General features: G+C 65.3%; 14 protein-coding genes, 1 pseudogene and 2 riboswitches. Of the genes and pseudogenes, 10 read left to right on the forward strand and 5 right to left on the reverse strand.

The window, feature by feature from the left end; genetic code table 11:
* The 3 genes and pseudogenes from ACT3UE_RS14335 to ACT3UE_RS14345 all read left to right on the forward strand — a co-directional run.
* Positions 1-271 (forward strand): annotated as a pseudogene (locus ACT3UE_RS14335) (hypothetical protein); the annotation flags it as partial.
* 142 nt (positions 272-413) lie between these two features.
* The gene (locus ACT3UE_RS14340) at positions 414-1,169 is read left to right on the forward strand and encodes a DUF5819 family protein (protein WP_444566936.1); all 756 of its coding nucleotides are present in this window, start codon (positions 414-416) and stop codon (positions 1,167-1,169) included.
* Position 1,170: 1 nt separating this feature from the next.
* Positions 1,171-2,391 (forward strand): HTTM domain-containing protein, encoded by a 1,221-nt coding sequence (locus tag ACT3UE_RS14345; RefSeq protein ID WP_444555418.1) that lies wholly within the window; start codon positions 1,171-1,173, stop codon positions 2,389-2,391.
* Here the strand turns inward: ACT3UE_RS14345 and ACT3UE_RS14350 are convergent.
* The 4 genes from ACT3UE_RS14350 to ACT3UE_RS14365 form a co-directional block, all read right to left on the reverse strand.
* Entirely contained in the window at positions 2,381-2,671 is a 291-nt protein-coding gene (locus ACT3UE_RS14350) for a WXG100 family type VII secretion target (protein ID WP_444555419.1), read from the reverse strand. The two genes, ACT3UE_RS14345 and ACT3UE_RS14350, sit on opposite strands and share 11 nt — an antisense overlap.
* 118 nt (positions 2,672-2,789) lie before the next feature.
* Entirely contained in the window at positions 2,790-4,277 is a 1,488-nt protein-coding gene (locus tag ACT3UE_RS14355) for a sensor histidine kinase (protein WP_444566935.1), read from the reverse strand.
* A gap of 12 nt (positions 4,278-4,289) precedes the next feature.
* Complete coding sequence (locus ACT3UE_RS14360) at positions 4,290-5,000, reverse strand: response regulator transcription factor (RefSeq protein ID WP_444555421.1); 711 nt, start codon at positions 4,998-5,000, stop codon at positions 4,290-4,292.
* Positions 5,001-5,087: 87 nt separating this feature from the next.
* Positions 5,088-5,315 carry a hypothetical protein gene (locus ACT3UE_RS14365; protein ID WP_444555422.1) on the reverse strand — a complete coding sequence of 76 codons (228 nt, stop codon included), beginning with the start codon at positions 5,313-5,315 and terminating at the stop codon, positions 5,088-5,090.
* A gap of 196 nt (positions 5,316-5,511) precedes the next feature.
* On the opposite strand from ACT3UE_RS14365, the gene ACT3UE_RS14370 reads away from it, so the two are divergent.
* Positions 5,512-5,895 (forward strand): cold-shock protein, encoded by a 384-nt coding sequence (locus tag ACT3UE_RS14370; protein WP_444555423.1) that lies wholly within the window; start codon positions 5,512-5,514, stop codon positions 5,893-5,895.
* Positions 5,896-5,897: 2 nt separating this feature from the next.
* On the forward strand, positions 5,898-6,476 hold the full coding sequence (locus tag ACT3UE_RS14375; protein WP_444555424.1) for a DUF3027 domain-containing protein: 579 nt from the start codon (positions 5,898-5,900) through the stop codon (positions 6,474-6,476).
* A gap of 3 nt (positions 6,477-6,479) precedes the next feature.
* Here the strand turns inward: ACT3UE_RS14375 and serC are convergent, their stop codons facing one another.
* Positions 6,480-7,601, reverse strand: coding sequence for a phosphoserine transaminase (gene serC / locus ACT3UE_RS14380; protein ID WP_444555425.1), 1,122 nt, complete (start codon positions 7,599-7,601; stop codon positions 6,480-6,482).
* A gap of 179 nt (positions 7,602-7,780) precedes the next feature.
* On the opposite strand from serC, the gene ACT3UE_RS14385 reads away from it, so the two are divergent.
* From ACT3UE_RS14385 to ACT3UE_RS14405, 5 genes are all read left to right on the forward strand, one after another.
* Positions 7,781-8,479 (forward strand): metal-dependent transcriptional regulator, encoded by a 699-nt coding sequence (locus ACT3UE_RS14385; protein WP_444555426.1) that lies wholly within the window; start codon positions 7,781-7,783, stop codon positions 8,477-8,479.
* Positions 8,480-8,590: 111 nt separating this feature from the next.
* Positions 8,591-8,762, forward strand: a riboswitch (cyclic di-AMP (ydaO/yuaA leader).
* Positions 8,763-8,766: 4 nt separating this feature from the next.
* A complete protein-coding gene (locus ACT3UE_RS14390; protein WP_444555427.1) occupies positions 8,767-9,774 on the forward strand; it encodes a M23 family metallopeptidase in 1,008 nt (335 codons plus the stop codon).
* A 133-nt stretch (positions 9,775-9,907) separates the two neighbouring features.
* Positions 9,908-10,082: riboswitch (cyclic di-AMP (ydaO/yuaA leader) on the forward strand.
* 6 nt (positions 10,083-10,088) lie between these two features.
* Complete coding sequence (locus tag ACT3UE_RS14395; RefSeq protein WP_444555428.1) at positions 10,089-11,066, forward strand: C40 family peptidase; 978 nt, start codon at positions 10,089-10,091, stop codon at positions 11,064-11,066.
* A 284-nt stretch (positions 11,067-11,350) separates the two neighbouring features.
* A complete protein-coding gene (locus ACT3UE_RS14400) occupies positions 11,351-11,848 on the forward strand; it encodes an HNH endonuclease (protein ID WP_444555429.1) in 498 nt (165 codons plus the stop codon).
* Positions 11,845-12,585 carry an NTP transferase domain-containing protein gene (locus ACT3UE_RS14405; protein WP_444555430.1) on the forward strand — a complete coding sequence of 247 codons (741 nt, stop codon included), beginning with the start codon at positions 11,845-11,847 and terminating at the stop codon, positions 12,583-12,585. Before ACT3UE_RS14400 ends, ACT3UE_RS14405 begins: the two co-directional genes overlap by 4 nt.

Raw genomic sequence — 12,585 nt, forward strand, 5'->3', positions numbered from 1 at the left:
CCAGGAGTCCAACGGATCCGAAACTACCGTCGGATTCATGGTGACTGCTGCTGGCGACTCATCGGCTTCTGCCGATGCGGACTCGTCCGCGGATGCCAGCGCTGGAACCGGAGCAGATAGCGACTCCGCTAGTTCCGGTGTGAACGTCAACAACGGCGGCGGGCTTGCGTCCACCGGTGCGACCAGCTTGCCATTGGGCCTCGCAGCCCTGGCTCTGCTGCTCGCCGGTGGTACTGCACTGCTGATCGCTCGGAGGCGTTCAGTCTCCTAACGGAGGCAATAAGACGTGGGCTGGCACATCGGAGACGATGTGCCAGCCCACACCATTTATTCGTAACCGTCGCGGTACACCAGCAGTTGGCTGTACCGCTGGCGGAAGGGCCGAAGGTATTCCCCTGATGACACACACTCCAATGCCCACCAGAAAGCGTCCGGCGTGGTTGCGCGGCGTCACGATCGGGTGCGTCGCGATCACGGCTTGGCACCTTTTGGCCACCTTCCTATGGGTGGCTCCTCCGAGTGGTTTGCGGGACCTCGTTCCGCAGAAGGCGTTGAGTAGCTACATGATGCCGTTGTTCGGACAAAGCTGGAGCGTCTTCGCTCCCTCCCCGGTCAACGGCGACTACACCGTCAAGGTGCGGGCCCAGCTAGAAGGTTCGAAGAAGGCAACCGAATGGGTCGATGCCACCGACGTCGAGTCACGCATGCTGACGCACCACCTGTCTCCGCAGCGGGCCGCAATTCTCGGGGGGATTCAGGGGCGTGACTATAAGAAGACCTTCGACAAACTCGAGAAGGCCCAGAAGGATGTTGTCGCCGCCGGCTATTTCAAAGGTGACGATTGGCTCGCCAGGCTTGATCAGTCATTGATCGCCTCCGCGGAATCAACGGCAGAAAAGCATCGCGCCGAGGCACATATGGAGGCGGAGAAGACCACCACGGCCTACGCAACCCAAGTAGCCCATGCCGTATGGGGAGACGCGGTGAACTACGTCGAATTCGAGGTCAGCCGCCAAAGCGTCGTTCCGTTCAAGCACCGGCATGATCCTGAGGCCAAACGTCCCGAGGCAGTAGTGATATCGACGGGCTGGCGCGGCCGATACACCGTACCGGGTCAGAACCAGGAAAGGTTCGCCGAAGTCTTCAACCGGGCAAGGGGCGAAAGATAGCATGGAAGATTTTTCACGCAGGTTCGCCGGCTTCAAAGGCGGAGTAGCCGGATTGTGGGGCTCGTTCTGGAGCGAAGGCCCCCGGCACCTCCTGGCCGCCATCGGCGGCGTCTTGGTGACGATCGAAAACTGGTTGCTGGACACCAAAAAGGCCAGATACGGCCTCGCCGTCACCCGGATCCTCCTCGGAATCGCCGCATTGGGGCTGTGGACCACCAACTTCGGAAGCCGGTACTACACCTTTGGCTCGGGTGCGGCATGGACGGGCCAGATCCAGGACCCCGAGAGCAAGCTGTCCGCCTCCTGGCTGTTTTCGGCCTTCCGCCATGCAGCAACCAACGACACCGCCCTGACGTTGCTCTATCTACTGACCGGCGCTCTGGCCGTGACCGTCATCCTGGGGTACCGCACCAGGATCCTCCTCCCGCTGTTCACGGTGATGTGGGTCAGCCTCATCGAGGTCCAGGATCTGGCCTCGGACCAGGGAGACAATATCTTCCGCATTGCGTTGATCGGTCTCATCTTCGCTGATCCTTCGGGGCGTTGGTCGCTCGATGCGCGCCGTCGAGCCAAACGCGCAGGCAAGCAGAGGGCGGGGAAGGGGGCTGGGATCCTCGCTCGGATCGTCCCCGACCCGGTGCCGACCCTGGCGCATAACCTCGTCATCGTCGTGCTGGCCTGCCAGGTCATCTTCGTCTACGTTTCGGGTGCCCTCTATAAGGCCGGTGGGGCGCCCTGGCGTGACGGAACCGCGGTGTATGCCCCCTTGCAGACGGTCCGGTTCGGGCCCTGGCCGGAGCTCAGCGACCTGGTCACGGCCTGGGGACCCGCGGTAGCGATCGCCAGCATCGGCTCAATCATCATCCAGCTGACGTTCCCCGGGGCGTTGTTGTTCAGATGGACGAGGATCCCTGCGCTGTTCGCGATGGTGGGATTCCACGTCGGCATCGCCGTCCTTATGGGCCTGCCCTGGTTCTCGTTGGCCATGATTGCGATTGATGCGATCTTCATCCGCGACGTCACCTGGGAGCGGTTACGGTCGTGGATCGTCCAGGCCTGGCGTCAAGGTGCCGGCCGAATCCCGGAACCGTCGCGTCCCGCGGAAGAGTCCGATGGCATGACCGATGAGAAATCTTCTGAACAGGAAGCCCCCAGAGAGAAGGCCTCTGTCGGCGCCTCGGCGAGGGCCGCGGCCCGGAACGGGGCCCCGCTTAGTAGGTGAACATCCTTGCATTTGCTGCCTCGGCATCGTCGTACTGCTGTGAGGCATGGGACAAGGCGGTGTTGATGGCGGTCAGGGATTCTTCGACCTTCATCTGGGTGGCCCGCCAATCGGCGACGACGGCCTGGAAATTCGAGGCAGCAGCCCCGTGCCAGGAGGACTCGAGGTCCCGCAGACCGGCCTGCATGGTGTTCACCTCGGCACGTAGGCGCTCGATGGTCCCTTGGACTGCTTGGGCCCGTCCGCGCATTTCTGCTGTGTTGGCCGAAAAACTACTCATGGTGACTCCCCGCTCGTTTCCTTGACCTCCACGGTCGGGGACACCCGGATGTGCCCCAGCAACACGATGCACGAGTAGGAAGCGCTCCCGCGCCGATCGGGAACAAACTGTGGAAGGTTCAGGACCCGTCGTCGTCCGTGGAGGAGGAGTCGGCGGGGACCAACGGCAGGTGGATGGACATGGTGGCCCCACCACCAGGGGTTTCGGTGAGTCGGACGGACCCATCGTGCTGGGCGACAATGGCCGCGACGATCGCCAATCCGAGTCCGGTTCCGCCGGTCTCCCGCTGGCGGGAGCTATCGGCCCGATAGAACCGCTCGAACACCCGGGCTGCGTCCTCCTCGGAGATCCCGCTGCCGTGGTCCCGGATCGCCAGCACGGCATCCGAACGCCCGTCGATCACCGGCAGGACCCCGACCGCCACTTCAAGGGGTGAGCCTTCGGGGGTATAGCGCAGTGCATTGGTCATCAGGTTCCCCACGACCTGGCGCAGCCGAAGCTCATCGCCGCTACTGGGGGCGCTGGTGGCCTGCGGTCCGTCCAGGCCCACCAGACGGACTTCGCGCATTGGGGCATTGACCCGGGCGTCCTCCACGGCATCCGAGCCCAACTGCAGCAGATCCACCGGTTGGCGTTCCAAGGGGCGTTGTTCATCGAGGCGGGCCAGGGTCAACAGATCCTCCACGAGCTGGGCCATGCGTTTGGCCTCGCCTTCGATCCGGCCCATGGCCGTCCCGATCTGCTCTTCCCCGCTCACCCCGCCGTGCCGGTAGAGCTCGGAGTAGCCCTGGATGGTCACCAGAGGGGTCCGTAGCTCATGGGAGGCGTCCTGGATGAAGCGGCGCATCTTGCGTTCGGAGGCGGCCCGCCCGCGGAAGGCCTGCTCGATATGGGCCAGCATCGCGTTCAGAGAACGGGATAATCGGCCGACCTCGGTTTCGGGGGGATATTCCTCAACACGTCGGGAAAGGTCCCCGGCGGCAATCGCCGCGGCGGTGCGTTCGACCCGGACCAACGGCCTCAGGGCCCTCCCCGTGATGCCGTAGGCGATCATCGACATCACCAGGGTCACCAGCGTGCCACTGGTGACCACGAGTTTCGTGGCCTTGTCCACGGTGCCCATCGTCGACTGCAGGGGCAGTGAGACGACGATGTATCCGTCGTTGTTGCGCAGGGTGTAGATACCCGTGCGCCAGCCACGGGAGGATTCCTCCGTGCCGGGGACGTCCATGTTGAAGGATTTCAGGTCCCGGACCTCATCGACGGTCATCGGCGGGACTTCGGGTGCATCGGTGTGCTTTCGATGGGGGAGTTCGTAACGCACGTTGCCGTCGTTGTCCCGCAAGGTCCCCCGGAAGCGGTTGAACTCCAGCGTCGCCCCCTCGCTGGGCATCTCCTGGTTCTTCCAGGAAGACCACATGATGTTCGCCAGGGCGATCGAGTTGTCCTTGAGATCGGTATCCATCTGGTCCTGCAGCGTCAGCCGAAGCGAGGCCCACGCGGACAATGCCGTGACCAGCACCCCGCACATCATCAACGTGGCCATGAGGGCCACGAGCTTGGAGCGGAGGGATACCTGCCGCAGGAGGCGGGGGAGCGAACGCACCAGAGGCCGGACCTAGCGCCGATCGGCCGAGCGCAGCAGGTAGCCGACCCCCCGCTTGGTCTGGATCATGGCCGGCCAGTCCTCCCGGGCATCGATCTTCCGGCGCAGGTATGAAATATAGGACTCGACGATGGAGGCGTCCCCGTTGAAATCGTATTCCCAGACGTGGTCGAGGATCTGGGCCTTGGAGAGCACCCGGTTCGGATTCATCATCAGGTAGCGCAACAGCTTGAACTCGGTGGGGGATAAGTCGACTACTTCGCCGGCACGGCGGACTTCGTGGGCATCGTCGTCGAGTTCCAGATCGTCCACGCGGATGATCGCATCGTCCTCGTCCAGCGGCTGGGTCCGTCGCAATACGGCACGGATCCGGGCCACGACCTCGTCGAGGCTGAATGGTTTGGTCACATAGTCGTCGCCCCCGACGGTCAGGCCCTGGACCTTGTCCTCGGTTCCGTCGCGTGCCGTCAGGAACAGGACGGGGAAGTGGCGGCCGGCCGCGCGGAGCTTGCGGGTGATGGTGAACCCGTCCATGTCCGGGAGCATGACGTCCAGCACGGCAAGATCCGGGAGTTCCTTTTCGACGGCGGCCAAGGCTTCACGGCCGTTGGCCGCAGCGGTGACGTCGAAGCCGGCGAAACGCAGGGAGGTGGACAGCAGCTCACGGATATTGGGTTCGTCGTCGACGACGAGGAGCTTGGCTTCCGCAGGTTTGTCAGTCATGGCACCAATTGTGCGTGTAAAGTCTGGGAGTTTTCTGTGCGCCAGTTGTGTGCCATGGTACGAGGGTATCGGCGCGGGCCGATGGTCTCATCGACGCCGTCTGGCGTTGATGCGCAGCAGAAGCAGGGTGATGAGCAACAAGAAGGCGACCGGTAGCCCGTAGAGGCCGACGGCCATGACCGGGGTGAATGGAGTGGCACCCGCGGTGTACTGGATCAGGACGAAGGACAGGCACGCAACGGAGACCAGGGCGATTGCCGCGGCCAACACGGTCACGATGCGCTGTGCGGTGGCGGGGGAATCAAGGGTGTTCACCCGGTCAAAATATCAGCGTCGGGGCGGCGGACAAAGTCCTCTCGGCCGCGCCCATGCCGTACTCTAGACGAATAGACTTCCCCGACCAGGATCGCATCCGCGCCCAGACGCAGTCGATGCGGGTTCGGTCGGGAATCCAGACGCGGCGCGGCCATCGGGCCGGGCGTCGCCGGTACGCGAGAACGAGGTAGGCGAAGTGCCTTTTGGCAAAGTGAAGTGGTTTGAAGCCTCCAAGGGTTTCGGGTTCCTGGTCACCGACGACGGCCAGGAGGTGTATCTGCACGCCTCGGCGTTGCCCGAGGGCGTCAGCGAGGTCCGCGCGGGCACCCGTATGGAGTTCGGGATCGCTCAGGGCCGTAAAGGGGCCCAGGCATTGACGGCGCGCGTCGTGGAGGCCGCCCCTTCGGTGGTCCGTGGCAAGCGGAAGCCCGCAGAGGACACGGCGATCCTGATCGAGGATCTCATCAAGGTCCTCGACAAGGTCTCCAATGGATTGCGCAAGGGCCGGTACCCCGAGAAGGGCCAGGCCACCAAGATTGCTGCGGTCCTGCGCCGCGTCGCCGACGATTTGGACGCCTGATCATGGCACGGGCACCAAAAGTCGACGCCCTTCTGAGCGCCGAAACCGACCTCGCCCGCATGACGCTGTCGGCCACCGTGGAACCCGGCTGGGTGGGGGAGCACCTGGGCGTCGCCGCTGATGACGATCGCGTGCTGACCCACCGTTTCGAGGCCAGGCTCCCCGGGTACGCCGGATGGAACTGGTACGTGACACTGGCCCGGGTTCCGCGCGGGAAGGTGGCCACGGTCTGCGAGACCGGGCTGTTGCCCGGCGAAGGAGCCATCGTGGCCCCCGCATGGGTGCCGTGGGCCGACCGGGTCCGCCCCGAGGAACTCCAGGCCCAACGGGAAGCCGAGGCGGCCGAAGCCGCGGGGCAGGAATCCGGCGGCAAGGAACCGGAACAAAAGCCAGAACAGAGCGACGGCGCAGCCGCCTCCGCGGCCACGGGCACCGGGAAGGGGTCGGCGGCCGAGCCCGCGCAGGCTCCGGCCGATGAGCAGCATGACGGGGACGGGGAGGAAGCCCCCGCGGCCGAGCAGACCCAGCAGCCTGCGGGCCGGGGTCCGCAGCGCTCCCGGTCCCGCCGTCGTCGCCGATAGCGGCTACATGTTCTCCACGACGTAGTCGATGCAGGCGGTCAGGGCCGAGACGTCGTCCGGTTCGATCGCCACGAACGTGGCGATCCGCAGCTGGTTCCTGCCCAGCTTCCGGTACGGCTCGGTATCCACGATGCCGTTGGAGCGCAGGATGGAGGCCACCCGGGCGGCGTCGATGGAATCGTCGAAGTCGATGGTGGTGATGACGTTGGACCGGTCTTCGGTCTTCACGACATAGGGGGTTGCGACCTCGGAGGCCTCGGCCCATGAATACACCCGGCCCGCCGAGTCGGCGGTGCGGGCTGCCGCCCAATCAAGACCGCCCTGGTCGTTGAGCCAGGAGATCTGCTCATCCAGGGTCACGAGGGTGGCCAGCGACGGGGTGTTATAGGTCTGGTTCTTCAACGAGTTGTCGATGGCCGTGCGCAGGTCCAGGAAATCGGGGATCCAACGCTCGCCCGACCCCACGCGTCCGGCGCGTTCCAGCGCAGCGGGCGAGAACAAGCCCAACCAGAGACCGCCGTCGGAGGCGAAGTTCTTCTGCGGGGCGAAGTAGTAGACATCGGTTTCGGACACGTCCACGGCCAGCCCTCCAGCCGCCGAGGTCGCGTCGACCAGCAATAAGGCCCCGTCGTCGGCGTCCTCCACACGCTTCACCGGTGCCGCGACACCGGTGGAGGTTTCGTTCTGTGGCCAGGCGTAGACGTCCACGCCCGGCTCCGCGAGCGGGGTCGGCCGGGTGCCGGGCTCCGAGGAGATGATCGAGGACCCCTGCAGGAAAGGGGCCCGGTCGGTGGCCTTGGCGAACTTCGAACCGAACTCGCCGAAGGACAGGTGCTGGGCCTTCTGCTCGACCAGGCCGAAGGAGGCGACGTCCCAGAAGGCCGTGGAGCCGCCGACACCGAGGATGACTTCGTAACCTTCGGGGGCGCTGAAGAAGGTGGACAGGCCCTCACGGATGCTGCCGACCAGGTTCTTGACCGGGGCCTGGCGGTGCGAGGTCCCCAGGATCCCGGGGTTGGCCGCTGCCAGGGCCTCCAACTGCGCGGGACGGACCTTGGAGGGGCCGGCGCCGAACCGGCCATCCGCCGGCAGGAGGGATGCGGGGATGCTCAGAGAGTCGGTCAAGTGGTGCTCCTGCCATCGGTGAAATCAGTGGTGTGGACTTCGTGGGTTCGGAAAATACCCCGGACCAATGGTGGCGCAACAGTTGGTGGAATGCCGAAAGCAGGTGGCATTGTTAACGCAGGTAGAGTTGCAACCACGGGTTCCCCCTTGACCGCCCCGCCCTACAGGAGTGCCACGCAGTGACAGATCTGATCGACACCACGGAAATGTACTTGAGGACCATTTTGGAACTCGAGGAAGAGGAAATCACGGCTCTGCGTGCCCGCATTGCCGAACGCCTGGACCATTCAGGGCCGACGGTTTCGCAGACGATCGCCCGGATGGAACGCGACGGCCTGGTGGTCGTCAACCAGGACCGGCACCTCGAACTCACGGTCACTGGACGGGAACGGGCCACCTCGGTGATGCGCAAACACCGTCTGGCCGAGCGGCTGCTGGCCGACGTGATCGGACTGGATTGGGAATACGTCCACGACGAGGCCTGTCGGTGGGAGCACGTCATGAGCGAGCGCGTCGAAAAGCGGCTTTACGATCTGCTGGGCAAACCCACCGACTCTCCCTACGGCAACCCGATTCCCGGGTTGGAGGCCCTCGGGGGACCGGCGGCCCACGAATTCTCCATGGGGGTACAGAACCTAGACTCCGCCTTGCTGGACGAGAACACCGGGCCGGTGGCCGTCGAACGGCTGGCCGAGGCGATCCAGGTGGATCCCGAACTGCTCGCCCAGCTCAATGAAGGCGGCATCCGTCCCGGGGCCCAAGTGACCCTGGAACGGGCGGGGGACTACGTCCTGGTCCGCGTCGAGGGGATCGAAGGAGCCCTGGAGCTTCCCGTGGAGGTCAGTGCCCACGTTTTCGTGGCACGGCAATCGCTATAGTCGATATAGTTATAACGGAACTGTTACTTCGTATCCGATTCGGGTAGCGTGGATAACGGATGGGGATTCGTCCTCATCCACTCGTTCCGACGCTTAGCCCTGCCTGCGGATCGGGTCCGTTCGCCCAAATGACAGGCAGGGGTGGAGAACCCAAACACCGACGGCCGGCTCGCCTGTTTCCTTGGCACCAGGCCGTCTTGGGGTGAAGCTGCAGCTTTGTGCGCGGCCGGATCCGTGGGATCCGAACCCGACAGCTAACTCCGCAGGCGCCATGAGAGGTCTCTCGTTTGACAGAGCAAAAACGTTCCGGGCGGCGTGCCGCCCCGGCACCGCTGGCCGAAGCTGTAGCACCGGACATCGTCCACGGCCCGTATGTGCCCCGGCGGTTTGCGTCGACCATGCGTTACGCGGCACCAGCGACTTCGGTGCGTTGGGAGGCAGCCCAGGCGGTTGCCGCCGAGCAGCCGGCCGATCTTGCCGACATCGTTCCGCTCCTGGCCGATCCGGCAGGCAGCCAACAGTCTTTCCCCGCACCGCAGGACACCAGGGAGTCGTTCGATTCCACGGTGATCGGCCTGCCCGTCGGTGTCCGCGCCGCCGGCCCCCGGGCTCGCACGCATTCCCCGCGCCGCCCCGTCCTGGCCTGGAGCCACCGGTTTGCCGCCGTGGCAGCGGTCTCCGGGTTGGCCTTGGCGGCCGCGTACCCGGCGCTGGATGGCGGCGACGAGCCCGCCGGGCCCGATGAGCGGGTCGCCCACCAGGCCAGCGCCAATATCGCCGACGTCGACGTGCCGGACTCCGATGACTTCGCCATCGTCCGCGCCTCGGTCTCCAGCAGCTTCAGCAAGGACGACCAGCTCGATTACCTGATGTCCGCCTCGAGGGGGGACGTCAGTCGGATCAATACCCGCGGCGTCCTTGCCCAGCCGGTTGATCATGTCCGGATCACCTCCCCGTTCGGCGCTCGGTCGAATCCCACCGGTGCGGGCGGACAGGTCCACATCGGACAGGACTACGGAATGGCCTGCGGGTCCCCGGTGAAGGCCTCGGCCGCGGGCACCGTGGTGCAGGCAGGCTGGGCCGGGCATTCGGGCAACCGGGTCCGCGTCGACCACGGCAACGGCCTGGAGACCACCTACAACCACAACAGCAGCCTCAAGGTGTCGGTGGGGCAAAAGGTCAAGCGTGGCCAGGTGGTGTCCCTGAGCGGGACGACCGGAAACTCCACCGGCTGCCATGTCCATCTGGAAGTCCTGGTCGACGACACGCCGGTTGACCCCGCAGGGTGGCTTTAGCCCCGGAAAGTCGCGGGTCGTGACCTGGAGCTAACCGTTTCGTGACCTGAACGTGACTTTTAGAAGCACTTCATATAATGTTGTCGTCGTGCCAGACCGCATAGGGGTCAGGCACACTCGAGCAGATTGCCGAATACTGCCACTGCCCGAGGTCCGTTCGCAAAATCGCTTGGCAGTAGCGGGGGAACCACATTTCGGGTCCATCAGGATCCTTGGGGTTAAGTGTCAGGGTCCGTCCAGCGGGCCAGACACCGAGTGACTCCCACTCGAATCCGACAGCTCACCTCGCAGGCATTGGGAGAGGTAATCAATTCATGACCACGCGTCACGCTCTTGGCCGTCACCGCGCCACCCCAGTTCGCACCAATCCGTTGGAGTCGATCTCCAAGGCAGTGTCCTCCAACGCAGGCTCCGTTGGCCGTCAGGCCGCCGTGATCGCCGCAGCATCGGGCCTCGTCCTGTCCATCGGCGTTCCCGCCCAGGCCACCCCGGCCACCCGCGAAGCAGATAAGGCGCCGGTTTCCGACGTCCTGCAGGCCGACCTCGTCGCCAAGAAGGCCTCCGTGCAGGGCACGGTCAAGGTCGCTGCCGCGAAGAAGAAGGACGCCCCGGTCGTCAAGGTTCGCTCGATCAAGTCCGCCACCGATGGCGCCGACTACCGCGCAGCACAGAAGGCAGAGCGCGAGGCAGCCGAGAAGGCCGCCGCCGAGCGTCGCGAAGCAGCTCAGGAAGCTGCCGCCGAGCGCCAGGAAGCAGCTCAGGAAGCTGCCGCCGAGCGTCGTCAGGCCGCTGCCGCCTCGAACTCGACTTCCTCGAGCAACTCGTCCTCGAGCAACACTTCGTCGAGCAACTCCTCCTCGAACAACGCGTCCTCGGGCAACACCTCCTCGACGTCCTCCAACGTGACGAAGAAGGAAACGAAGACTGCCCCGAGCACCGGCAACTCCAGCATTGCCAGCATGGCCAAGCAGTACATCGGATCCCCATACGTCTTCGGCGGCTCGACCCCGGGCGGCTGGGACTGCTCCGGCTTCGTGCAGTACATCTACGGCAAGGCCGGCGTCAGCCTGCCGCACAACGCCGCGGCACAGCGCGCCTCCGGCAAGCTCGTGCGCACCTCCAGCCCGAAGCCGGGCGACCTGGTCTTCCAGAGCAACGACTCGCACGTCGGCATCTACATCGGTGGCGGCAAGATGGTCGGGGCCCAGAACCCGAAGGCCGGCACGGTCATCCGCGACACCACGGGCCCGTACGCGGCCCCGCTGGTCGGCTACTACACGATCGCTGGCTAATAGACTTAGCATCTAGTGGAGCTCTCACCCGAAAGGGTGGGGGCTCCACTACTTTTAAGCCAGCGGACACCCCGACGACGGGAAACGATCCCGGGCATGAACCCCCCGGACAGGGCAGCATGAATTCGTCGTGGGGGCAGGAGTGACACGCGCGGCGACGAGGCGGGGTGGTCCCCACGACGGGGGTTGCGGGCTTAGGCTGGTGCCCGATGGACCTTGCACGAGAACCGCGGTCAACGGTTTGGTCCGCTGACCACGGGTGGACACCACGACAAGGAACGCCTATGCGAACCCTGGTATTGAATGCAGGATATGAACCACTGGCGGTGGTGACCTTCCGCCGGGCGCTGCTTCTTGTGCTGACCGGCAAAGCCAGCGTCCTGGCCGAGGACAGCGAACCAGTGGTGACCCCACGGACGGTCGTCGGAAGACCGTCGGTGATCCTGCTCAACCGGTACGTCAAGGTGCCCTACCGGAACGCAGCCAACGTCACCCGACGCGGAGTGCTGCGCCGGGACGGCCGCCGATGCGGGTACTGCGGCAAGGCAGCCACCACCGTCGACCACATCACGCCCCGTTCCCGCGGAGGCACCAACACCTGGGAGAACCTCATCGCCTGCTGTCTGGACTGCAACAGCACCAAGGGAGACAAGACCTTGCGCCAGCTGGGATGGAAACCCAGATTCACACCCCTCCGGCCCCGCGGGCCCCAATGGTTCATCACCGAACTGGAGCGTCCGGCACCCGGATGGTCGGACTTCCTCACCGGGACGGCAGCATGAAATTCGACGCCATCATCGTCGCCGGTGGCCGGGGGAGCCGGCTGGGCGGACGCGATAAGCCACTGCTGGCCCACGGGGGGTCCACCCTGTTGGAACATGCCCTCCGGGCCGCGTCGTCGGCGAACCGCATCGCCGTGGTCGGTCCGACGGAATTGAACCCCGTGATCTCGGATTACGCCCAGGGGGCAGCCGCCGGACAGATCCTGACGCTCACCCGCGAATACCCGGCCTTCGCCGGCCCGGCGGCCGCCGTGGCCGCCGGCCTGCACAGCCTGGGTGAAGGGACGGCCGGGGAAGTCCCGGCCCCGGTGGAACAGGCACCCCTGACCCTGATCCTGGCCGCCGACCTGATCGATCCCGGCCCGGTGGTCGAAGGCATCGTGGCCCATGCCGGCGACCAAGCGGTCGGCCCCGTTGCGCCGACGCCCGCCACCGAAGGAATCGAGGCCCAGGGCCTGGGGCAAGTCGACTTCGGCAGGGCCTGGGTCCCGGTGGATGCCGACGGAAGACTCCAACCCCTGAGCTGTGTGGTGGAGACCGGGGCACTGGTCCAGGCCGTCGAGTCCGCGACGAGCCAGGGGAAGGGGCTGGCCAACTCCTCGATGATGCGCCTGCTTGCTAAGGTGCAGATAGTCAGGGTGTCCCTCGACGGTGTGGACTACACCGACGTGGACACTTGGGAAGACGCCGACCGGGCAGGAATCAGCCGCCCGTCGGATGAAGCCAGGGGCCGGTAG

Source organism: Arthrobacter sp. 179, from assembly GCF_052379645.1.
Lineage (GTDB): Bacteria > Actinomycetota > Actinomycetes > Actinomycetales > Micrococcaceae > Arthrobacter_H.

Bases quoted from the DNA above. Each gene is read 5' to 3' on its own strand.
- ACT3UE_RS14345 (WP_444555418.1), top strand. From the start codon at position 1,171: ATGGAAGATTTTTCACGCAGGTTCGCCGGCTTCAAAGGCGGAGTAGCC.
- ACT3UE_RS14340 (WP_444566936.1), top strand. From the start codon at position 414: ATGCCCACCAGAAAGCGTCCGGCGTGGTTGCGCGGCGTCACGATCGGG.
- ACT3UE_RS14375 (WP_444555424.1), top strand. From the start codon at position 5,898: ATGGCACGGGCACCAAAAGTCGACGCCCTTCTGAGCGCCGAAACCGAC.
- ACT3UE_RS14400 (WP_444555429.1), top strand. From the start codon at position 11,351: ATGCGAACCCTGGTATTGAATGCAGGATATGAACCACTGGCGGTGGTG.
- ACT3UE_RS14395 (WP_444555428.1), top strand. From the start codon at position 10,089: ATGACCACGCGTCACGCTCTTGGCCGTCACCGCGCCACCCCAGTTCGC.
- ACT3UE_RS14405 (WP_444555430.1), top strand. From the start codon at position 11,845: ATGAAATTCGACGCCATCATCGTCGCCGGTGGCCGGGGGAGCCGGCTG.
- ACT3UE_RS14360 (WP_444555421.1), bottom strand. From the start codon at position 5,000: ATGACTGACAAACCTGCGGAAGCCAAGCTCCTCGTCGTCGACGACGAA.
- ACT3UE_RS14350 (WP_444555419.1), bottom strand. From the start codon at position 2,671: ATGAGTAGTTTTTCGGCCAACACAGCAGAAATGCGCGGACGGGCCCAA.